This is a genomic window from Pedobacter segetis, from assembly GCF_016623585.1.
Lineage (GTDB): Bacteria > Bacteroidota > Bacteroidia > Sphingobacteriales > Sphingobacteriaceae > Pseudopedobacter > Pseudopedobacter segetis.
Map to the genome: position 1 here is coordinate 29,664 of NZ_JAEHFY010000011.1, position 22,998 is coordinate 52,661.

The 22,998-nt window shown below is 37.4% G+C and carries 15 protein-coding genes; 3 read left to right on the forward strand and 12 right to left on the reverse strand.

Annotated elements, in window-relative coordinates; genetic code table 11:
- The first annotated feature begins 169 nt into the window (after positions 1-169).
- Together I5M32_RS08890 and I5M32_RS08895 are read left to right on the forward strand one after the other, a co-directional pair.
- A complete protein-coding gene (locus tag I5M32_RS08890) occupies positions 170-796 on the forward strand; it encodes a hypothetical protein (protein ID WP_200585882.1) in 627 nt (208 codons plus the stop codon).
- Positions 797-857: 61 nt separating this feature from the next.
- The gene (locus tag I5M32_RS08895; protein WP_200585883.1) at positions 858-1,229 is read left to right on the forward strand and encodes a DUF6567 family protein; all 372 of its coding nucleotides are present in this window, start codon (positions 858-860) and stop codon (positions 1,227-1,229) included.
- Positions 1,230-1,393: 164 nt separating this feature from the next.
- Here I5M32_RS08895 and I5M32_RS08900 read toward each other — a convergent pair whose 3' ends face one another.
- On the reverse strand, positions 1,394-2,017 hold the full coding sequence (locus I5M32_RS08900) for a Crp/Fnr family transcriptional regulator (RefSeq protein ID WP_200585884.1): 624 nt from the start codon (positions 2,015-2,017) through the stop codon (positions 1,394-1,396).
- 60 nt (positions 2,018-2,077) lie between these two features.
- Complete coding sequence (locus I5M32_RS08905) at positions 2,078-3,052, reverse strand: NAD(P)-dependent alcohol dehydrogenase (protein WP_200585885.1); 975 nt, start codon at positions 3,050-3,052, stop codon at positions 2,078-2,080.
- A 227-nt stretch (positions 3,053-3,279) separates the two neighbouring features.
- On the opposite strand from I5M32_RS08905, the gene I5M32_RS08910 reads away from it, so the two are divergent.
- Entirely contained in the window at positions 3,280-3,900 is a 621-nt protein-coding gene (locus I5M32_RS08910; RefSeq protein ID WP_200585886.1) for a hypothetical protein, read from the forward strand.
- 258 nt (positions 3,901-4,158) lie between these two features.
- Here I5M32_RS08910 and I5M32_RS08915 read toward each other — a convergent pair whose 3' ends face one another.
- The 10 genes from I5M32_RS08915 to I5M32_RS08960 form a co-directional block, all read right to left on the reverse strand.
- Positions 4,159-5,871, reverse strand: coding sequence for a RagB/SusD family nutrient uptake outer membrane protein (locus I5M32_RS08915; protein ID WP_200585887.1), 1,713 nt, complete (start codon positions 5,869-5,871; stop codon positions 4,159-4,161).
- Between the two features lie 13 nt (positions 5,872-5,884).
- On the reverse strand, positions 5,885-8,722 hold the full coding sequence (locus tag I5M32_RS08920) for a SusC/RagA family TonB-linked outer membrane protein (protein WP_200585888.1): 2,838 nt from the start codon (positions 8,720-8,722) through the stop codon (positions 5,885-5,887).
- A gap of 24 nt (positions 8,723-8,746) precedes the next feature.
- Positions 8,747-10,567: a RagB/SusD family nutrient uptake outer membrane protein gene (locus I5M32_RS08925; protein ID WP_200585889.1), complete on the reverse strand. Its 1,821-nt coding sequence runs from the start codon at positions 10,565-10,567 to the stop codon at positions 8,747-8,749.
- Positions 10,568-10,580: 13 nt separating this feature from the next.
- A complete protein-coding gene (locus tag I5M32_RS08930; protein WP_200585890.1) occupies positions 10,581-13,814 on the reverse strand; it encodes a SusC/RagA family TonB-linked outer membrane protein in 3,234 nt (1,077 codons plus the stop codon).
- Between the two features lie 765 nt (positions 13,815-14,579).
- Positions 14,580-15,725 carry a T9SS type A sorting domain-containing protein gene (locus I5M32_RS08935; RefSeq protein ID WP_200585891.1) on the reverse strand — a complete coding sequence of 382 codons (1,146 nt, stop codon included), beginning with the start codon at positions 15,723-15,725 and terminating at the stop codon, positions 14,580-14,582.
- Between the two features lie 396 nt (positions 15,726-16,121).
- Positions 16,122-17,204, reverse strand: coding sequence for a family 43 glycosylhydrolase (locus I5M32_RS08940; RefSeq protein ID WP_200585892.1), 1,083 nt, complete (start codon positions 17,202-17,204; stop codon positions 16,122-16,124).
- Positions 17,205-17,512: 308 nt separating this feature from the next.
- Positions 17,513-19,114 (reverse strand): MFS transporter, encoded by a 1,602-nt coding sequence (locus I5M32_RS08945; RefSeq protein ID WP_200585893.1) that lies wholly within the window; start codon positions 19,112-19,114, stop codon positions 17,513-17,515.
- A 452-nt stretch (positions 19,115-19,566) separates the two neighbouring features.
- Positions 19,567-20,289, reverse strand: a complete 723-nt coding sequence (locus I5M32_RS08950) for a DUF4197 domain-containing protein (protein ID WP_200585894.1) — start codon at positions 20,287-20,289, stop codon at positions 19,567-19,569.
- A gap of 105 nt (positions 20,290-20,394) precedes the next feature.
- On the reverse strand, positions 20,395-21,141 hold the full coding sequence (locus I5M32_RS08955) for a DUF4197 domain-containing protein (RefSeq protein WP_234461912.1): 747 nt from the start codon (positions 21,139-21,141) through the stop codon (positions 20,395-20,397).
- The gene (locus I5M32_RS08960) at positions 21,128-22,990 is read right to left on the reverse strand and encodes a vWA domain-containing protein (protein ID WP_200585895.1); all 1,863 of its coding nucleotides are present in this window, start codon (positions 22,988-22,990) and stop codon (positions 21,128-21,130) included. Before I5M32_RS08960 ends, I5M32_RS08955 begins: the two co-directional genes overlap by 14 nt.
- Between the last annotated feature and the right edge of the window lie 8 nt (positions 22,991-22,998).

The following is a 22,998-nucleotide window of genomic DNA, read 5'->3' on the forward strand; positions in this document are numbered from 1 at the left end:
ATTTAATACACGTTAACTTAAGTTAAGAAATGCGTTAGTGGTGTTTTTTTTAACGTGAGCTTCGGTATAGTTTTTTAAAATATGCTGAAGCCACTTTCTTAACTTAAGTGAATAAATTTTGGCTGTTGGCCGATATACTTTTGCAGCGTTATTTAACATTCTAAAAACTATGCAAAAGAAAATTTTATGGATTGGGTTGGTTTTAATGCCGATAACTGTACTTCAATTAAAAGCGCAATACGCAAAAGAGGATAGTACTTACAAGCGGTACTTTATGGGCAGCACAATGTTTTTGCTGGGTAATTTAGCAAGCACAAACCCTCCAAATTTTTTTCAGCTTAATTTAGGTTATCGAATTACTGGGAAAGATATAATTACGATAGAACCAAAAACCTGGAAATATGCCTGGCCAAACGGGATAAACCCGATTTTCAATAAATCGTACGGGAAGGCGGAAGAAAAATTCCCGGGATACGTTCGCGAATTTGGTTTGTCAATTGCCTACCAAAGGTTTATTTGGAATGGTTTGTATGCCGAATTTAACGTAATGCCTTCTTCTCAAAAGTTTGTAAATGAAGGAGGAAATAAAATTGACAATGGCTTTCAGGTTTTTAACACTTACCGAATTGGTTATCATGTAAAACTTTTTAGCGATAGGTTTTTTATTCAGCCCTCGCTTGCCATTACACACCGGGCTTACCATACAGCATTGCCAAATGGTTTTAAACAGTTAGACGATAAATGGTCGAAATTTGTATTTGGCGAACCGGGATTTCACTTCGGTTTTGATTTTTAGCGGATAAATAGCAATTCTGACAACAAGTTTTTACGCATTCAACAAATCATAACATAATAAAATGAAAAAAATCAGCCTTTATTCTTTATTACTGATGCTTACGGCATCTTTTAGTTCATGTGGCATTGGTGCCGCACTTGTAACTAACCATAATCAAAATGCCACAGAAGTACAGCTTAACCAAAACAATTTTAAAGTAGTTGACCAAGTAAGTGGAAGTTCTGAAGTTTCTTATGTATTAGCGATTGGAGGTATGAAAGAGAAGCAACTGTACCAGAATGCATATTCGGCTATGATAAAAAAAGCCAACTTGCTAAATGGTTCAAAAGCGATAACCAACGTTGTTACCGAGGAACACGTTAGTGGTTTTGCCCCTTTCTTTGTTAAAAGAACGATAACCGTGAGCGCCCAAGTAGTTGAATTTACAAGGTAAGATCAATTAAAAATGTTTACCAATCGCTTTCATGGTTGCCCCTAACAAGGGCAACCTGTAATTAAAAAATTAAAGGTAAGCAGGCGGAACAATCTAGTAAATCAGGAACGCTAATTTATGGTTTACTGGGTTTTGCATCAGCTTTTAGCACCTATTAGCAATTACTACACGGCAACTTTACGTTGCGCAATCTCATCGTTCAACAACCTTTTACGCATGCGGCTTAGCGATTGCGGCGTTAGGCCCAGATAGCTGGCAATTTGATACTGTGGCACACGTTGTAACAAATCTGGGCGTTTGGCAGCAAAATTAATGTAACGCTGCTCTGGCGAGGCCATTTTAAAATCGTTAAACTCGGCCTGCTGTTTTACTACCAAAGCCTCTGAATATGCCCTACATAATTTTTCAAAACGAGGAAACTTCTCTAATATAATTGCTTCAGATTCTGCAGTGCTAACGTTTACTAAACAGTCTTCTAAACAGTCTAAATAATGATCTACAGGTTTATTAGTTACCAAACAGCTTGGGGTAAAATAATCGCCTTCCGTATAAAATTCATTTGTTTTCTCCTCACCATCTACCAAATAGTAGCTGCGTAAACAGCCTTTTATTACATAAAAACTTGTTTTAGAAAACTGCCCTTTCTTAAGTAGCACATTTCCTTTTTTATATTGCCTAAAACTGTGCAGAGAGGTGATTACTTCTTTTTCTTCTTCCGTAAAATTCATCAATTTAAACATATCGTTTAGGTATTGATTCTTTAGCAGTTCTACTTCTTTTAAATTCATCGGTTTTTTTATTTAACGCTTAGCTTTCCGTTTGTAAATCAAATAGTTATATAAATATATTTACTCTGCCACAATTTTCAAAACTACATTACCTGTTTTTTGTCCGCTATCAACATAAGTGTAGGCCTCAACAATATCGGCCATGTTACGGTAGCTATCAATTACTGGCTTAAACATTTCTTTTTCAACTAATTCTTTTAAAAAGATGATATCGTGTTGTGAAAGTTCTGGGGGAATTGGAAATAAAACCCTTTTACTGCGCTTCAAAATCCAATGTTTTAGGGCCAAAAAAATATTCGCTCCGTTTTTGCCTGGCTCGGTAGAAATATAAATACCGTTTTTACTTAGCAAAGGCTTACATATTTTGAACGACGATTTGCCAACCGCATCAAAAACAAAATCGAATTTTTGATTAAGTTTTGTGATAGCCGATTGTTGGTAGTCGATTACGTTTTTCGCACCTAAACCTTTAACTAGCCCAACATTTTTTGTATTGCAAACAGCGGTAACGTTAGCGCCAAAATAATTTAAGAGTTGCACCGCCGAAGAACCGATAGCACCGGTAGCTCCGTAAACCAAAACATTTTGATCGGATTTTACTTTGGCCGCTCTGATTATATTTAGTGCATAATGAGCACCTTCTGAGATAGCTGCTGCGTGGTATAAGCTAATATTTGTGGGTGCAATGGCTACTGCAGCATCATAGGTGATAGCAACATACTCTGCATGGCCACCAAATGTTTTATCATTATAACCAAAAACCTTATCGCCAACTTTAAAACCGCTTACGTTTTTACCGGCATACACTACAATTCCAGAAAATTCGCTCCCGAGAACCTGATTTTTAGGTTTTAACAAACCACTAAACAAGCGTGAAACAACATATTCGGCACTTCTAAATCCAGCATCCGTACGGTTAACGGTAGATGCGTAAACTTTTACCAACAATTCATTATCATTTGGCTGTGGCTGGGCAACTTCTGCCAGATAGGCTACATTTGGATCTCCGTACTTTTTATGGATGATAGCTCTCATTAAAATGGCTTTCTATAAACACGACAAAGGAAATCAAAAAGGTTGACCATGGATTTCAGTTTGCATTATAATATTGCCAATACATCAAAACTAATAAGTCCTTGTTGCAGTTAATTTTCAAACTGCAAATTTAAGCCATCAAAATCTCTCATCTATTAACTTAAGTGAATACGTTATGGCATCTCACCAATCTACTTTTGGCATACCATTTAGCAGTAAAAAAAGATATGCAAAAGAAAATTTTAAGGCTTGGACTAGCATTAATGTTGGCAAGCAGTTTACAGGTAAAAGCACAAACAGACCAACAAGACAGTACCTACAAACGATGTTTTGTTGGGAGTTCTTTACTCATGTTGGGAAATTTTTCTAAAACAAACAACCCTGAGTATGTACAATTAAATTTTGGTTACAGAATAACCTTTAAGGATGTTCTTTCGTTAGATTTTAAAAGATCTATTTATTCTTGGCCGATAGGTATCCCTTTTGGGTCTCCGTCATTTGATAAACCTGGGGAAGGATATTCTGGTCATGCTCGCATACTTGCACCAACAGTAGGATACCAACGGTTTTTGTGGAAAGGAGCTTTTGCATCTATCCATGCGTTAAATGCCTTTGAAAAATACATAGATGAGGACGGTAAAAAAATTGGAAACGGCTATACGCTATATCTTAACTTCCACTTAGGTTACCAGCTTAAATTCTTTAAAAACAGGTTCTTTTTTGAACCAGCTGTTGGGTGTAGTTATTGGCCATTAAGAACCAAAGTTCCAGAATCCTTTAAATCAGTAGAAAATAAATGGCCTAACTATTTTATCCAACCTGGGCTTAATTTTGGGTTTAACTTTTAGCTTAAAATGTATAATAAAAGGGCTAATTTAGTAAATCAAATGTTCAAATATTCACAACGCTTAATGATGGGAGCGACACCCTCTAAATAACTTGGTTAACTTTCTTTATCGTTTTAACAATGGTAAAAAGATAAAACAAAGAAAAATATATTTACCAATTGGCTGTGCTTTAAAATGCCCAAAGCCTAGATTTATGGAACAAAATTATAAAGAACCAGAACGGATTTATCCGTTCTGGTTCTTTAAGGTCTTGATACTTTAATATCCAGGATTTTGTTGATTTCTTAATGCAGGGTTTGAGGTAATCTCATTAAGTGGGATGGCGTATAAATAATTTTTAGTAGGATCAAAGTTTAACTTATCTACATTTACTGTTTGATAAGTAAATGTAGTTGTACCTGTTTTAGTGATTTTTATACCATGAAGTGTGCTGTTGCCCACCACATCCGCAATTTTCCACCTACGTATATCCCAAAAACGTTGTTCTTCAAAAGCCATCTCTATACGTCTTTCATTTCTAATTGCAGTACGCATTTCTGCTTGGGTCATGGTGGTTTTTAAACCATATTGGTACCCAGCGGTTGTCCCTTTGGTAATACCTGCCCTAGCCCTTATAGCAGCAAGTTGATTGAAAGCTTCGGTTTGGTTTGTTCCTGTTCCGGCTTCATTTATGGCCTCTGCATAATTTAGTAAAACTTCGGCATATCTAAATATTGGGAAAGAACGCTGTTGGTTTGAATAAGAGCTTGCGTTTGCGAAATCTCCCAAAAACTTACGCTCATAATAACCAGTTCTGGTAGCTCCTTTTATATTGGTTGGGTTATCTAAACCGCCCTCAAAAGCTTCTACGGGCCTGCCCAACCAATTATCCCCATTTAAGAAAACGGTATAAGCTAACCTAGGATCGCGGTTGGCGTATGGGTTTGCAGGGTCATAGCCCGAAGCAGGGTCAGTAATTGGTCTGCCGTTTAACGCTGGGAAAGCATCTACCAAATCTTGGGTCGGGCTAACAACACCTCTACTGTTATTGGTAAAAACATAGCCAATTGGTGCATTGGCTTTTTCTAAATTAACGTTTGGTGCTGTTTGATACCCTAAAATAGATTCATAATTGTTGCCCCTAACCACAAATTGATTTGCAAACGCAGGTAAGTTACCTGCTGCTACGGTATATAGTTTTAAGTTTGTTAAACCCGTTATAATTGCTTTGGCAGCAGATGCTGCATTTGCCCATCTTGTAAGATCATTATTTGGGTTGTTTAATGGGCTAGCAGCATATAACAAAACTCTTGCCTTTAATGCCATTGCTGCGCCAACACTTATCCTCCCGATGTTAGAGCCTGTTAGTTCGCCATTAGAAGAATAATCATTAGGCCTTAAAAAACCAGCAATGGCATCGCACTCACTAACGATATATTGTACGCACTCATCATAAGTGTTTCTCGGGATGTTGATAACTTCTGTGCCATCGTAAATTTTATCCCCGATTAGAGGAACACCACCGTATCGTTTAATCAATTCAAAATAGCTAATAGCCCTAATAAACCTAACTTCAGCTTTATAAAAAGTTTTTGTTAAAGGGTCAATCGGCACTACCAGTTCATTGGCGAGATAGTTATTTGCATTTCTGATTGTATTGTAGGCATCGTTCCAATTATTATCGGGATTAGAGTTTGCGGTAATACGCGATTTTGCAAGGTCTTCAATGGTTGCGTTGTAGCTGCTAGCAACTGCATCGTCTGTGGCGGCATCTAAGGGCAAACCATCAATTCTGTTAAAACCATTGGGCAAGCCTAGATACAGACTGACTACCCGCTGTTGTAGATAAGTTCCGTTTTTATCTTTACTATCATAAACTATGCTATCAGTTAAGATGTCTAGAGGTTGGGTCTCATATTTTTTACAGGCATCTAAACTTACTAATCCTGTAAGTAACCCTGCCGTAAAAATCGTTTTCAAATATATTTTCATCTTCATGTTTCAATTAAAATGTAACAGATAAACCACCATTTACTACTTTCAGGATTGAATAATCAGAAAAAGGCATCTCTGGGTCAAAAATCTTAAAGTCAGAATGGGTAAATAAATTTTCGCCATTAACAAACAGGCGGATATTTTTAACCTTTATTTTATCTAATAATTTTGGAGAAAAGTTATACCCCAACTCTATGTTTTTTAACCGCACATAACTGGTACTCCTTAACCAAAAAGATGATGCCGCATAATTATTGGGGTTGCCTCCAATGGTCAACCGAGGAAAAGTAGCCGTATTGGCGGTTTGTGGTGTCCATCTGTTTAAACTTTCTGGGAAAGCTTGTGAAATACCACCATTAGGAGCATTTAAGAAAGGGAATACGGTATTGCCCGATAACATTTCATTGGTATTGGCTAATCCTTGTACCAAGAACGACAAGCAAAACTTGTTGTAGCTAAATTGAGAGCTTAAACCATAGTTTATAATTGGTTTTGCTTTTCCGATTGCTGTTACATCTCGGTAGTCAATAGTATTATCGCCATTCAAATCCTTATACTTTATATCACCGGGTTTTGAAGCGTATCCGGTAATTACCGGCCCTTGGCCTGCCGTGGTTACAAAACCATCTGCGATATAACCATAATTTTGATTTGTATATTGCCCCGTTCTGATCAGGTTTTGGTAGCCCGCTGTTTGTTCTCCATTAAAGATTGTTTTCACTTGGTAGGTAGAAAAATTAGCTGCTACAGAATAAACAAGCTTTCTTGTTTTGTTTGTTGTAAAACCAATTTCAGACTCTATTCCTTTAATATCGTTTTTACCGATAAAAGAGGTAGGATAAGTAGAACCAAGGATGCCAGAATCATACCCGGTTGTTATTGGTAATTTTGATTGTTTATTTAAAAAGTAATCAAATGAAACCCAAAGCTGATTTTTCAATAAAGAAGCATCTAACCCTACATCCGTTTTTAAAGATTGAGACCAGGTATTATTAAAAGGAATTGCGCCTTCAACCAAGCTATTTAAGTTTGAACCGCTTGGGCCAAAAGGATAATTTCCGCCACCAACGTAGCCTTTTTGGTTGTCGAAGTTTCCGGCATTGATACTACCCGTTAAGCCATAACTTCCACGCAGCTTTAAGGCATCAATAAATTTTACCGATTTCATAAAACCTTCGTTATTGATATTCCAGCCAAGCCCAACCGCAGGGAAAAACCCATACTGCTGCCCATCAACATAATAATTTAACCCGCTGTAAGCTGCGGCACCTTCTATAATATACTTTTTATCGAAATCGTATTTTAAACTAGCGGCATAATTAGTAAGTACTCTGGGAAGAAAATCGCCCACAAAATTCTTGTAATTTTCTGAATTGGCAGTTAAAAATGCCGTTATACCGTTTTTATTAAATCTTCTGTTATAATTAGCGGTAAATTTTGCATATGATGTTTGTTGTGAAGCCGATACGTTTGAGGTGTTTGATTGGTTATTGGCAGAACTTAGGGTGGTGTAAACTGGATTTCCGTTTGCATCTACGCTGTAATTAACAACTCCAAAAGCTTTGCTTCTATTGGTATTCAAATTTGTAAAAGAACTAAAAGATAATTTCCCCCCGATAGACAAACCTTTTGTAAGGTTATCTAGAGATTGTTTTAGGCCAAAATCAAAGAAGCCTTCTCTTGTCAAACTCTGGAAATAACCATTGTAAGTTGATCTTCCCCATAAATTGTTGCTATAATTAATGTTACCGCCCAGTGTGCCGTTAGGGTTATAAACTGGGTATGCGTTGTTAGGGGTAATGTTTAATTCACTGGTAACCGCAGTCAAATTACCCCCTGCAGGTGCATTGGTATCGTTAACACGGCCATATAGGTTTAAATAACCTTCTAAGGTTTTTGTTAATTGCAGATTAATATTAGAGCGTAATATGTAACGTTTATAACTTGCGTTGGTTTCATAGCTATTACTATCCAACTCGTTTAACAAACCTCCTTGGTCTAAATAATCCATGGATAACATATACCTTAACGACTTGCTTTTACCATCGGCATATAAGTTGGTTCTACTGTAGCCTGCGTTATTTTTGTAGATCTGTTTTTGCCAATCTACATTTGGGTGCAAATAAGGGTCGCTGCCATCTTTATAGGCTTGTAGATCAGCAGGAGTATAAAGTGGTGCTTTTCCATCGTTTGCCAAAGCCTCATTATATAGAGTAGAATAATCGAAAGCGTTTAAATATCTACGAGAAACCACCGGTGATTGAATGCCCGCTTGCGTTTTTACGTTAAAATTGAAATAATCTGGCCCATTGCTTTCTCCTTTACGCGTTGTTATCAAAATAGCACCGTTCATGCTGCGTTGGCCTAGGGTTACGGTAGATATAGCATCTTTCAAAACAGTAACTGAGGATATTTGTTCTGGGTTAAGCTCAGAAATATCCCTTGGCACCCCATCAACTAAAATGGCGGGGCTTCTACCCCTCAAGGTTAAAGAAACGTTATCAGAGCCAGGGATACCAGAATCTTGTGTGGTTCTTAAACCTGCGATCCTACCGGTTAATCCTTGAAATATAAAGCTATTTGGGGTGCTTTCTAAAGCTCTCCCGTTTAAATAGCCCAATGCTGCAACATTTAATTTATTCTCTGATTTTTGGCCATACAGAATAGCAATACTATCGGCCTTAATTTTTATTATTTGAGGATGCTGATTTATCAACGAATCCGTCTCTTTGATTTTGCTCTGAGCTTGAGTGTTATAAGATATGGTTGACAAACCTAATAACATGCACACCATTTTGCCCGGCATTTTTATATGGCTATATAAGCCCATAAATATATTTTTTAACATAATTTCTTTTTTAAGATAATCAAATTACCAGCCTGGGTTTTTAACAAAGTCTAGGTTGTTTCCCAATTCTTTAACAGGTATTGGCCATAGATAACTTTTGAAAGTGAATATTCTGGTTTGTGTTAAAGGAACCCTGGTAAATGTATAGTTACTTCCGGTATTCCCTATTCTTTGGATTTTCATTCCGGTTAAAGGGCCATTTAATTTGGCCTCTCCCAATTTCCAGCGTTTAAGATCAAATGACCTTTTATTCTCAAAAGCAAGTTCTACAAAACGCTCATCCATGATCATTTTTCGCATTTGATCTTGTGAAGGATTTACCATAAGGCCATAATTTCCATCGGTACCGGGTAAAATCCCTGCTCTGTTCCTGATGGTTTTTAACTGGGTCATGGCTATACCTGTTTGGCCCACTTCATTTGCAGCCTCAGCATACATCAGTAAAACATCTGCATATCTAATTAAAGGATAACAGGTGTTTGTATTTGCACCTAGGGTAATTGTTACGGTCGAGTCGCACATTTTTCTTCCAAAGTATCCGGTCTTTGTAGCTGTTCCGGTGGTATTAAAAGCATCAGCAGTTTGCCCTGTACCTAAAAAAGTATAAATAGGTGCTTGCGCCCGTGTGGTATTATTCATATAATTTGCGCCGTTGTAAATTACGGTGTAATAAAAACGTGGATCACGGTTTACATAAGGGTTATTAGGGTTATAACCAGAACCCGCGGCAAAAATATTTTTCCCATCCTTCATAGAGAAAGCATCTACCAGTTCTTGCGAAGGAACATCCAGAAAACGCTCAAACGTACTTACTGCAGCTGTTCCAAAACCTGTGCTTGTCCCTTGGCCAGATCCCGTACCCCCGCAGCTGGGCGGTAATAAATAGCGCTCCATATTTTTATTGGCCGGTTGCATATTAGCCAAAACATATTCTGTGTTTGACCTTTTTAAAAAAAGATTATAAAAACCATCGCCAGGCTTAGTGGTATATTGCTCTAAGCTGTATGGATTGCCGGGCATATTTATTACATCGGTAAAAGCATTATAGGCCTTTTGCCAACGAGAGGCATCTGCAGTTGGATAGCCAATGATACCTATTTGTCTATCATCATCTGTTGTTCCGCCACCATTAAAGAATGGGCTTGCTGCGTAAAGTAATATCTCTCCTTTTAAAGATAAGGCAGCCCCACGTGTTACACGTCCGTAATCAATCCCGTTATAGGTTACGGGTAATAATGGAGCCACTTCTGTTAGTTCTTTAGATAAGTAATCTACACAATCTCCATAAGGAGAACGCAAAATATCAAAAGGGGCGCTTTCATCTTTTACATCATCTCCCAATAATGGTACACCACCAAAATATTTCATCAAAATAAAATAGTAATATGCCCTTAGCACCCTAGCTTCTGCCTTTGTGCGTTGTTTTTTAGCGGTACTTAAAGGCCCGGCATCTACGTTTTTTAAATAGATGTTTACCGCCCTTATCTTTTGGAAATATTTAGTCCATACGCCATCAGCAACATTGGTAAAACGACCGCTTAGGTTTTCTGTATTAATGGCATTTTGGGTAGCCCCGGCAGGTGCAAACCTTCCCTCTGCTTCGTCTGATAGGGAGGCCGTAGGAAAACCGCCTGCAAAATCTATGTTTTTAGGGGGTGCTTCAATACCTAAACCATCGTAAATGCTGTTTAAAAACTGTAAGGTTCTGGTGCTGTCGCTAAACGTGACGGTCTCGTTTAAGTCGTTAGATATTACCGGATCTAAAAACCCTTGTTTTTTACAGGATGAAATTGCTACTGCTACCACCATGGTGGCAAAAGTTATTTTTATATAATTTAATTTCATTGCTATATCTCTTTTAAAATGATAAATTAATTCCAAAATTGTATATCTTTTGGATTGGATAGACCCCTGTTCTAGTGCCTGTTGCTACTTCTGGATCAAAATCATAACGTTTAAAAACATTACTTACCGTAAACAAATTAGCACCGTTGATATATAAAGTTGCCCCGCTTAACCCAAGTTTTTTGGCAAATTTATCTCCTAGGTTATAGGATAGGCTTACATTTCTTAACCTCACATAATAAGCATCGATATTATAAAATGTAGAAGTTAAGCTTCCGTTATTACCGGCAGACTGGCTACTTTGCGTATATTCTACCAAGGGGATGATACGGGTAGCGGAATTGCCTCTTTCGGGTGTCCAATAGTTTAGATCATAAGTGGTTAAATTTGCATAAAGTGGATCTGCACTATCTCTGTACAAAGTTAGATTATAATCAAAGGCACTTTGTACAATAGCTGATAGGGAGAAGTTTTTATAGTTTAACCCTAAGTTAAAGCTTAAGTTGCTTTCTGGAAGGTTTGGCTTCCCTGTATAAGGAGCATCATTATCATTGATGTTTCCATCGCCGTTTAGGTCTTTAAATTTAATCATACCTGCAATTGGATCTGCACCGTTGGGGATAGGTATAGTACGCAATGGAACGGGCTGTTTGTTTGCAATGGCAGCATTAATTGCAGCTGTTTCTGCATGTATGGTTGCCTCGTCTGCTTGGTTATAAAACCCATCCCACAATAAAAACCTGCCAACGCCTAAAGACTGACCTGTTCTTTGCAACCAAGGATAAAGTGGTGGAGCCTCGTCAAATGCCAACAGTTTATTTTTGATGAAACTATACTTAGTACCAAATGTATAACCTAATTTCCCAACTTTCCCGGCATAGTTCAATTCCACCTCGATACCCCTGTTTTGAACACGTCCAATATTTTGGGGAGGAGGAGAAGCAATTCCGTAAAATATTGGGATAGTATTTCTAATGTATAGAATATCAGTCCTTAGGTTATCAAACACACCAACGGTACCAAATAATTTACTTTTAAATACCCCAAAATCTATACTTAGATCTCTCTTTAATTCTTTTTGCCAGGTAATATTATCTTTACCCAATGCCCCTTCATAAATACCCGGCGAAGCGTTTGGTGCATTATCTCCAAAATAAGTGTTGCCACCTTGCGTATAAACAGATTGATAGGTGTATGTATAAGGTTGATTGGTAATTGGGTTATTTCCCAAATCATCAGACCCTACAAGACCAATAGAGCCTCTTATCTTAAAGTCATTAATTGCAGGCAAAGCTTTTTTCCAAAAATCCTCGTCAGAAATGTTATAGCCTAAACCAACGGATGGGAAAAACCCATATTTTTGAGTGAATTTTGGTGTTCCGTTATAGGCTCCGGTGGTTTCAAATAAATATTTATGCTTAAAATTATAAGATAAACGATAGGTATATCCGCGTAATTTATCTTGGAACCTGTTGGTTAAACGATCGTTGGTTACCACGGTTTGGGATGATGAAGAATACAATAACAATGCAGACACGTTATGATCGCCGAAAGACCTATCATAACTTAGGTTGCCCTGCAAATTAAGGCGGTTTAATGGTGAGATATAGCCATTACCATTAACCGTTACGTCTGTAGAGGTGGTTAGCGGCGATGTGGTGTAAATCTGCGGATCGCGAGGTGTATAGGTGTTTGTTGCAGGGTCGTATTGGAAAGAAGGAAAATCTCCGCTACGGCTTAGTATTCTGTTTGCCCTATCAATGTTTGTATAACCAAGCAGGCCCCTAACTTTTAAACCAGGAGTAATGAAACCTAAATCGTGGGTAGCATTTATATTGCCGTTTAATTGTGTGCTAAACTGGCGATTGTAGCCCCCTAAAGCTATCTGGCCTATAAGGTTGTTTGGGATAGAATTGTAGTTTGGTGCCCTTGGCGACGAAGCATTGGTAAACCCATAAGAACCATTGGGGTTATAGATGTTATAGACCCATGGTGGCAAGGTTTTAAAACTGTTTACTTGGTTAAAAACATTGGCCGATGCTGGTTGGTTTCTTGCATCGGTATTACCGCTTAGATCAACCTTTATTAGCAGTTTCTTGGTGGCTTGTATGTCTAAATTAGATCTAAAATTATATCTATTGTAGTAATAATTATTGTTAGCATCAATTGGGCCTCCGTAATAATCGGTTGCGTTAAAGTCTTTTAAAATACCGTTTTGATACAAATAGCCTACGGATGTAAAGTATTTAACCTTATCGTTACCTCCAGATACAGAAAGATTATTGGTATTCATTAAAGATGATTTCTTAAAAAGCACATCGTACCAATCTACGTTAGGGTGATTGTAAGGATCAGAGCCATCCTTAAATTTCTGAAGGTCGTCATCGGTAAATGTAAAAGGAAGAAAGCTTGAATTACCTAATTTTGCTTCGTTTTTAACAGCCTCGTTCCAAAATAAAGCCGTTTGATAAGAGTCTAACCTATTAGCGGGTTTAATTTGAGCCTGCAAACCAACTTGCGAAGAAAAAGCAAATTTTGGGGCACCGGCTTTCCCTCTTTTTGTGGTAACAAGCATTACACCGTTAGCGCCCTTTATGCCATAAATTGAGGTTGATACCGCATCTTTTAAAAACGAGATGGATTCTATTTCGCTTGGATCTATTTTAGAAACCTGTCCGTAATCAGATTCAACATCATCGATAAGAACCAATGGTTTGTTATTACCTACTTCTGTAGATACCCCGCGTAAGTAAAAACTAGCCCCATCAACTCCGGGTTGGCCGCTTTGCTGTTGTGTAGTTAAACCCACTACTTTACCCACCAACATATTTTGAACATTGGCCGCTGGTGTAGATCTTATGGCATCTCCACTGATCTGGGTTACATTAGACGTTGCATCTTTTCTTGATTGTGTGCCATAACCTATAACCACAACTTCGTTAAGTTTAGAAACATCAGAGATCAGCTTTATTGAAAGCGTTTTGGATGCTCTAACTTCTTGCGTGGTATAACCTATTGAGGATATAACGATTATCGCATTTTCATCAACGCCTTTGAGCGTAAATTCTCCGTCTATATTTGTGCTGGTAGCGTTTTTTCCGCCTTTTACCGTAATGGATGCACCTGGCAATGGTAATCCCTGCTCGTCAACAACCTTTCCGGTTACATTAATATCAACAAACTTATAAGAGTAAATAACACGATTGATGATAGTTGCCTTTGCCTCAAAACTGTTTACAATTATCATGTAAAAAGCAACTGTTATTATAAAAAAGATTTTTAATATCGAATTACCTAAAAACCGATATGGGTTAAAATCGTAAAATTTCATTTGCGTAATTGGTTTAATTGATTCCCTGTAAAGGGAAATTTTGGTTATTTTAAGTACTGGGAGAATTGGAGATTGAAATCTATGTTTTTGCTACCTACAATTATGTAGGTTTTGATTCTCCCTTAATGTAAAGATTTAAAGCATTTTGATTTTCCTCCTTTCAATTAATTCAAAAAAATGAAACTTATTTCTGATATTTTAATTAAGCTGATGTGGTTAGCGTATCAATACAATAACACTACTAATTTAAAGCTAAATCACATTTATATTAATGGATAAAAAAGTAAAAATGATAGACAATATTACGTTTCATCCTACTCTTAACCTATAAATGGTTATATCAAAACCTTAATCCAAAAGCGTGTTTCTTAAAGGCAAACCAGAAAATTTAAAATACTTCATAAAAAGAGTATTTGCCTTATTGGGTTAAACAATAGCCCTGCCTTTGAGCATTGATTTTAATTAAAGCGATTTTTTGTTCCTTAAAGCCTATAAAGTTGTTTTATGCTTAATTACCTTTTAATATTTATACAGAAAATGGTTATTCTAAAGATGTATTTACCGCCCATAATTAGGTGTGCTTACTTCCTTTTACAGAAAAAACCGCTCTTTGAACATTTAATTAAACTGTTTAAAAGTTGCTAACCAATTCGGTTTTTCTTAAAGCTAAACTTGTTTGTTTTAGTAAACATTAAATTTAATTACCTCAGAGCCGGCATTTCCTGATACTTTTAATATTTTAATTCCTGGGGTAATGGGTTTTTCTAAATTCAAAGTTAAACCGTTGTTGCCTTTTTCTATTCGGTGATCTTTAGCATAACATCTTTTCCCGGTCAAATCAAAAATAGATACGTTTACGGTTTCATTGGATCCCCAATTTAGTTTCAAATTGATATTATTGTTTTTGGCGTAAACAGAGATTGAATTGCTTAAAGAAGTCAAATTAAAATTGACAGATATGGGATTAAACGCTTCTGATTTTCCATCAAAATCAGTTTGTTTGATCTGATAATAATTTACCCCACTAAAAGGGTTTAAATCTTTGAAATTATAAATATTGGTTGTAGATGAATTTCCTTTCCCTTTTATTGTTGCTATTTCCTCAAATGTTTTACCATCTGAACTACGTAAAATGGTAAACTTATCATTATTGATTTCGCTTTTTGTAACCCAAGTTAAATTAACCCCGTCAAAACTAGGTTTACCGGTAAAAGAGCTTAAAGTAATGGGTAATAAAGAAGCGTCCTGAAACTTTACATCATCTAACCATGCCACACCATAAGCAGTAGCTGGATTGCTGCCAAATTTAGTGAACTTGATATAAACCTGCGTATAAGAAGCATCGGCGGGTATGGTAAATTCAAAATATACGGTAGTATTAACTTCTGAGTTGCCAGAATTAGAACTTATAGCGGTAGCACTGTTTGATGGGAACACTTCTGCTTGAAACATACTGGTTGTAATATTAGTCCCAGCGGCACTTTGGCTATTGGATGTTCTAATTCTATAGGTATATGTTAATCTATATGTTTTCCCAGGCTCTATCGTAAAGGCGTCTGATTGAATTTCTCTATTAGCGTTTGCGCCAGGAAACCTACAAGTAATATTATTATTGATCGGAAACTGGTTTGCGGTGGCGGGTGCATCAGGGGTCATATCAAAAGGGCTTGCCTCTGTCCAGTTGGTAAAACTTTGATTAGATCCAATACCCGTACCTAATTCAAAATCACCATTTAGAACTAAATTTGGGGCTTGTGCGCTAACCATAAAAGGTGTAAACAAAAAAGTAATACACCAGAAAAAAATAAAAAGTAATTGTTTTTTCATTTGAACAAGATTTAAAATTGATTAATAATTAGTTTATTTCTTTAATACAGAAAGTGGTTAATTGGCAACTTTCAATTATTATTTGTTTAGATACTAAGCGTTTAAGAAATTATCCAATGCAAATTACGCTATACATGAAACCAAATAAATAGACATTTATACTTAAATAATAGACAAAACCCCGATTTGATTTTATCCAAAATCAATTGACCCACATTCTTGTCATAGCCGTTTTTTACTCATAAACCCAGGTTATAAACGCAGCGTTATTTAAAAAAAGAAGAGAGAATGGCATATTGCTACCCCCTAAAACAGATGGTTCTATTTCGGTTGAATTATTGGTGCCGAAATATAAACTTACAGCAATAGGGGTAGGGGAGCTATTACCAAAAACCGTTAGTTATTATTAAACCAAGTAAGGTTCCATTTATCTAGCCAAGTAAGGATAAACTTATTGTTTTTTACTCTAAAAGGCAGCCAAATATATGTTGATTTGGTTGGTGTAGTTGGTCTCCATACATCACAAAGGGCAATATATTGGTTATCCGCCCCTTCAACTTTTAAAATAAAAGTAGGTTGGCCTCCAAAGGTTTTTTCTGGCCCAAAGCCAGAGAGCGGGTTTGTGCCTACACAAGGATTTCCACCATTTGTCCACGGGCCGTCTATGCTGTTACTGGTATAATATCTGGCAGGGTTGGGATCCCAGCCAGATGAGCCAGAGGCCAACAAGTGGTAAATACCATCTTTATAAAAAATAGCAGGCCCTTCTGTATTTGAGGCAATACCCGGGCATGGCACATAAGCCGTAGCCGGGCTAAGGTAATCATCAGACATTTTGGCTTTTACAAATACCCTATCAGATTTACGTACTGTAAAATGATACAAGTCTCCGTTTGGTGCCTGATATAGCGCAAAATCTCCAGAACCATTAACCGGCGAAGCAGCAATAAATTTAGATACATAAGTAAATGGCCCTGTTATTTTATCTGCGGTTGCCACTCCGTTATAACCAAGCTCCACACCGCCGCCCTTGAGAAACAGTTTAAAAATCATCACATATTTTTTTGTTGATGCGTTATAAACCACTTTTGGTCTTTGGATCCTGCAGCCATAAGAAATGTCGCTTTGAGAATTGTTGTAATCTACTGATAAAACTAAGCCCATGTTCTGCCAATTGATCAAATCTTTCGATTTATAGACCGCAACACCGCCATCAGCAAAAGAGGTGTTCTCATTAAAGTTTAGTTTACTTTCGCCTAACCAATAATAAAACCCATTTTCAAAGTACACACCTGCACTATGTGCATTAATAGGTTTCCCATCAGTATCTTCCCATTCTTTATAAGGATAAATATCTGTTTGTGAGCTGCCAGTTACCGGGGGCAAAGTTGGTATCTCAATCTTCTTTTTAGAACACCTTGTAAAAGTTAATACGATTATAAATAGGGCAAAAAATCTAAAAAACGATTTGAAATTCATTTGTTATAAATTTTAGTTTATAATTTGGTCATAAGATCAATTGGTTTATCTTAAAACAACCCATCTTTAATTACAAACTTACACCAAGCCATCTCTGTAAAAAATGGACATTACGTAAAAAAGGATAGACTATTCTATGAAATTAAGAAAGGAGTTTGTGTTGAACAGAGGTCTCTAGAATTGCGTCAAAATAAATCATCTGGGATTATATAGATATTTAAAACAGATTTGCCGCCTGTTTAAGTTAAATAGCGATAGAAAAAGGACTCTTTCTTACCGTAAACTTCTATTTTACTCAACCTTGCGATTTAATGCCCTCCTTCGGCTTCAATCCTGTTCACATCAAAACCTTGTTTTTTTAACTCTTTGCTTACCTTCCATGCAAAAAACAGTAAATAGCCGAAGCAGATTACCGGTACAACATAAGAAAAGTGGATGCCACTGCCATCGGCAAGGATACCCTGAACCGGTGGAATGATCGCCCCGCCCAAGATCATCATGATCAAAAATGAGGAGCCCTGGCTGGTATATTTACCCAGCCCTGTGATGGAAAGCGAAAAGATAGAAGGCCACATGATGGAACAACATAAACCTCCGCTGATGAAGGCATAGGTGGCTATTTTTCCTTCGGTAAGCAAACCGATGATCATTGCGATAACACCCAAAGTTGCGAAAACGGCCAATGTTTTCGCCGGTTTTTCTTGACTGTAAAAGAAGCCTACGATCAGTACGGCAATACAGATGACGTAGATGTACATGTGCGAAATATCTGTCCCGCTGATGTGGTTGAAGAACAGGATCACCCCGAACGCAAAAAAAGGAACCACAACGGTCAATATTCGCTTCATGCTTTTTGATAGATTAAAAGCGCTTACCGCCCCTGTCCACCTACCGATCATCAAGCTGCCCCAATAAAGGGATATGAAAGGCGATATTTCGGATTCACTGTAACCCCCAAAATTAGGAAGTTGCAAAAGTGCGCCCATATTGCTCTGGATGCTTACCTCTACGCCCACGTAGGTAAATATCGCCAGCATCCCCAAAACCAGTTGCGGATATTTCATTGCGCCCCAACCGTTTGGAGATTTACCCGCAGATCTGGATGCAAACAAGAGGGTAACTACAATAATTACGAGTGCCAAATAAACATATATTGCTTTCGCAAAGCCTGTTGCATTCGCCAAAATATCCGAGGCAAGAATTATTAAAAAGGCTACAAACATCACCATTAATGGGATATTGGTTTTGCTACTGGCTTCGATCTGCTCATCGCTGGTAACTTTTGGTAGTTTTGATACCGCAAAAAATACGGCCACTACCAAAAACAGACCTGCCAAAATGTAATAAAGATTATTGATGGAGGATATTTCTACCGATTTTGGCGATGCACCTGCCGCACTTCCAAAAAGCACAACGCTAACGATGATAGGGCCTAAAATAGACCCGAAATTGTTGACCCCACCGGCCAGGTTTAACCTGTCAGCACCGGTTTCTGGTGTGCCCAGTGCAACCGCAAAGGGGTTGGCGGCGGTCTGCTGAAGTGAAAACCCGATGGCTATCAGAAAAAAGGAAGCCAGTATAAAACTGAACGAACCCGAGTTTACCGCCGGTATCATGGTTAGGGCCCCAACCGCAGAAATAATTAAACCATAGATGATCCCGTTCTTGAAGCCTATCTTGTTGAGGATATCTAGTTTGAAAATCTGCGAAGCGTAATAAAGCACCAGAGAACCTATGAAATAGCCCCCGTAGAAGGTAAAATCTATCAGCTGTGACTCAAACTGGGTAAGGTGGAAGTGTGCCTTACAGAAAGGGATAAAAATACCGTTGCTGGCCGCTACAAAGCCCCAGAAAAAGAAAACTGTGATCAAGGTGTACAGTGCGGAACTATAGCTTTTTTGTTGGTCCATATTTTGGCTTGTCGTTTAAATATTAAGGTTTTTGGTAGGTTACATTGTCCCAATTATCTGTTCTAAATGGTTGGGCGGGTAATCCGATTTTTTTCTTTTTTGTTAAAAGCTGCATTTAAAAGTGTAAATCTAAGTTTTGCTGCAAAATTATGATCATTTATTTTAATGATTATTCATTTCTGCCTGTTTATTTATGCTTCTATTTACAGCCCGATTCAATGTTAATCAATCGCCAATTTATAAAATTTTTTCTTCGTAATCTTAAAGTTGGGTAGTTACTCGCAATAGTGTTTATGTAAATAAAATCTCAAATTTTAGAATTTGTAAAACACAGTGAATAAAAATTTAACCATGCTGATACCAAAAATGGCATGAGCAAGTTTTTGACTTAATTTAAGCGGTTTTGATCGAGGAGTAATTTTATACTTAAATAGGTTAATTTAAGCAAATCTTTATTTTTGCCTATCGGCGTAGCCAAAAACCTTTTGTAACAAAGAAGTACTTCTGGCCGCTAAGTTCTGGCGTATTTTTAATTCTTCTTGGGCAATTTCTATAAACATACCATCAATTGCTTTATCAGTTACGTAACCGGCCAAATCTGTATTGATAGGTTTTACCAAAGGGATTTTATTATAGCGGGAAGTTAAATCTCCCCAATAACGGGTTGCGCCCACTTTGTTTAAACTGTTATTGATTATTGGCCTAAATTTATCTGCTAAGGCAATGCTTGTTGTACGTTTAAAATACAATGTTGCCGCATCTTGCTGGCCTAATAAAATATTGCTCACATCCTGAAAACTCATTTGCTTTATGGCGTTCACAAATATCGGCTTTGCCTCAATGGCTGCATTTTCTGCCGCTCTATTTAAACTGGTAATTACATTATCGCATAATGAGTTTAGGCCAATAGACCTTAGGGTGTTTTCTACTTTTTGCGCTTCGGGCGGCATCAAGATCTTAACTGCTAAATTTCCTAAATAACCGTCTTTAGCTGATAATCTTTCGGCACTGTAGTTGGTACCAAATTCTAAGGCTTGCTTTAAACCCAAGCTCATTTCTGTACTGGAAGGAGTACCAACGGTTTGATTGATCGCTCCCGCATATTGGTTTAAAGTATCGCAACCAGAGAAAATAAATAGGGTGGAGAATAGGGTTATAAGGATCAATTTTTTCATCTCGTTTTTTTGTTTAAGCGCAATAATGTTGCCATTAGGGATTTATTTTTTTTCGTAAATAAAAAATCAGACCAATATAACCATAAAAGATATTTGAAAACTTCCCTATTTCTTTTCTGCTTGCGCAAAAACCTTTTTCATTAAATCTGTGGTTCTAAACGCACTGTTTTCCCTGATTTTTAATTCTTCGGTTGCTATCTGTTTAAATAGCCCATCAATGGCTTTTTGGGTAACATAAGCCTTTAAATCGGGGTTAATTTTTGTTGCGAAGGGTACTTTATTATACCTATCCGCTACTTCGCCATAATATTTTGTGGCACCAACTTTTTCTATACTTTTTGATACGATGGGTTCAAAAACCTTTGTTAGGGAATCTGTTGTGGTATTTTTAAAATAAGTGGTTGCAGCATCATTTGCGCCCATTAATATATTGGTGGCATCTTTAATGGTCATTTGTTTTACTGCGTTTACGAATATGGGTTTGGCGGTTTTTGCGGCATCTTCGGCGGCCCTGTTAAAGCTTAGGATGGCATCGTCGCACATTTTATTTAAACCTAGTTTTCTTAAGGTTGCTTCTGCTTTTAATGCTTCTGGCGGAAACAATATCTTAACCGATGGATTGCCAAAAAAACCGTTTTGTGCAGAAAGCAAATCGGCACTTTTTGTTGCGCCAAGCTCTAAAGCTTGTTTTAAGGCCGTTGCTATTTCTGTTGGGCTTGCAGAAACGCCGTTTGCACCCACGGCACTTTTTGCTTTATCTAGCAATTTGCCAAATTGTGCAAAGGCCCCGCTGCTTGCCGTTAAAAGCATCAGCGAAAGCGCTATTTTATTTACTGTCTTATTCGTCTTCATTTTTTGAAATTACATCTTTTTTGGCTAATAGTTTAGCGTTTTCTATCAATTGTATAAATTCAGAGCGGTAGCCGTTATCGTCTTTGCCTTTGCCGCTTTTTGCCAGGGCGATAGCTTGATCATAATTGGCGTTTTGTTTAAACCCCGATTCCCCGATCAATAATCCATACTCGGCAACAGCCGCAACAAATTTAAAATCTAAAGTTGCGTTCGCTAATTTTTGCTGATGATCCACCAATGAAACGCTTAACACTTGGCTCTTATTTTCATCTGGGTTTTTATACCTCATCTTAACGGTCAATAATTCGTTAGAGTTTTTAATCTCTTTTGGTGTTTGGTACTTCATTTCATCTACGTTTCTTATAAATTCATCTTTATATCCTTCCGGGATGATTTCATAAAGTGCGGTTACGGTATGCCCTGCGCCCATCTCACCGGCATCTTTTTTATCATCTTTAAAATCCTCGTTATTTAACAACCTATTTTCATAGCCCACTAAACGGTAAGCCGCCACTTTTGCAGGGTTAAACTCAACCTGTAGTTTAACGTCTTTTGCAACCGTAAAAAGTGTCCCTCCAAATTCATTGATCAACACTTTCTTGGCCTCATTAATCCCATCTATGTAGTAATAGTTTCCATTGCCCTTATCGGCGATAGCTTCCATTTTACTATCTTTTAAATTACCGCTGCCAAAGCCTAAAACGCTCAAGAAAATCCCATCATTTTTATAGCTTTCAATCAATCTTTGCATTTCTGCATCGCTGCTTGCGCCAACGTTAAAATCGCCATCGGTAGCTAAAATAACACGGTTATTGCCTCCTTTAATAAAATTGTTTTTTGCGGTTTGGTAAGCCAGTTTAATGCCGGCACCGCCCGCTGTAGAACCTCCGGCAGAAAGATTGGTTAACGCATCTTTGATCTTATTTTTTTGGTTTCCGTTGGTACCGGGCAAAACCAAGCCGGCAGCACCTGCATAAACTAGGATCGCTACTTTATCGTTGGGCCTTAACTGATCCGTTAACAATTTCATGGATGTTTTTAACAACCCCAATCTATCGGGGCCTTGCATAGAACCAGAAACATCTATCAAAAAAACCAGATTAGAAGCGGGCAGGTTTTCGCTTTTTATGCTCTTGGCTTTTAAGCCGATGCGAACCAAACGGTGGTTTTTGTTCCAAGGTGCATCGGCCACATCGGTAATAATGCTTACCGGATCGCCATCTTTTGGCTCTGGATAATCGTAGCCAAAATAATTGATCATTTCTTCTACCCTAATGGCATCTTTTGGCGGCATTTGCCCGCTTTGTATAAAACGCCTCATATTACTGTAAGATACTGCATCAACATCTATAGAAAAAGTAGATAGCGGATCGTTTTTGGTGTTTTTAAATCCGTTTTCATCAATGGCATTATAAGATTCTGTATTGTAACCCACATTAGAAAGCATCGGCGAAGCCATATAACTACTGGCTGCCATACTTTTTGTATTTGAAACCAACATTTCCCTTTTATTTTGGGAGCCATAACCTGCAACAACTAGCTCATCCAAATTAGCGTTTACCGCCTTCAGGATTATTTTTAAAGTTTTGGGCGTAAGAACAATCTCCCTAGTTTCAAACCCTATAAAAGATACCAATATTTTCTTCTCTGTTTGCGAAACTTTTAGTTTAAAAAATCCATTACTACCTGTATTTGTTTTAATTTTTGGGTTCAATTTAGAACTTACAGTAGCACCAACTAATACTTGTTGGTTAACATCATAAACATAACCGCTTACCAGTTTGGTGTCATCGGTTTTAAAGGCCATTAAAAGTGTGGCGGCAATAATTAAGGAGCATATTGTTTTCATAATCTTGT

Coding starts and splice junctions, on each gene's coding strand:
- I5M32_RS08940 (WP_200585892.1), bottom strand. CDS start 17,204: ATGAATTTCAAATCGTTTTTTAGATTTTTTGCCCTATTTATAATCGTA.
- I5M32_RS08895 (WP_200585883.1), top strand. CDS start 858: ATGAAAAAAATCAGCCTTTATTCTTTATTACTGATGCTTACGGCATCT.
- I5M32_RS08905 (WP_200585885.1), bottom strand. CDS start 3,052: ATGAGAGCTATCATCCATAAAAAGTACGGAGATCCAAATGTAGCCTAT.
- I5M32_RS08920 (WP_200585888.1), bottom strand. CDS start 8,722: ATGTTAAAAAATATATTTATGGGCTTATATAGCCATATAAAAATGCCG.
- I5M32_RS08890 (WP_200585882.1), top strand. CDS start 170: ATGCAAAAGAAAATTTTATGGATTGGGTTGGTTTTAATGCCGATAACT.
- I5M32_RS08960 (WP_200585895.1), bottom strand. CDS start 22,990: ATGAAAACAATATGCTCCTTAATTATTGCCGCCACACTTTTAATGGCC.
- I5M32_RS08915 (WP_200585887.1), bottom strand. CDS start 5,871: ATGAAAATATATTTGAAAACGATTTTTACGGCAGGGTTACTTACAGGA.
- I5M32_RS08900 (WP_200585884.1), bottom strand. CDS start 2,017: ATGAATTTAAAAGAAGTAGAACTGCTAAAGAATCAATACCTAAACGAT.
- I5M32_RS08910 (WP_200585886.1), top strand. CDS start 3,280: ATGCAAAAGAAAATTTTAAGGCTTGGACTAGCATTAATGTTGGCAAGC.
- I5M32_RS08945 (WP_200585893.1), bottom strand. CDS start 19,114: ATGGACCAACAAAAAAGCTATAGTTCCGCACTGTACACCTTGATCACA.
- I5M32_RS08925 (WP_200585889.1), bottom strand. CDS start 10,567: ATGAAATTAAATTATATAAAAATAACTTTTGCCACCATGGTGGTAGCA.
- I5M32_RS08935 (WP_200585891.1), bottom strand. CDS start 15,725: ATGAAAAAACAATTACTTTTTATTTTTTTCTGGTGTATTACTTTTTTG.
- I5M32_RS08950 (WP_200585894.1), bottom strand. CDS start 20,289: ATGAAAAAATTGATCCTTATAACCCTATTCTCCACCCTATTTATTTTC.
- I5M32_RS08930 (WP_200585890.1), bottom strand. CDS start 13,814: ATGATAATTGTAAACAGTTTTGAGGCAAAGGCAACTATCATCAATCGT.
- I5M32_RS08955 (WP_234461912.1), bottom strand. CDS start 21,141: ATGAAGACGAATAAGACAGTAAATAAAATAGCGCTTTCGCTGATGCTT.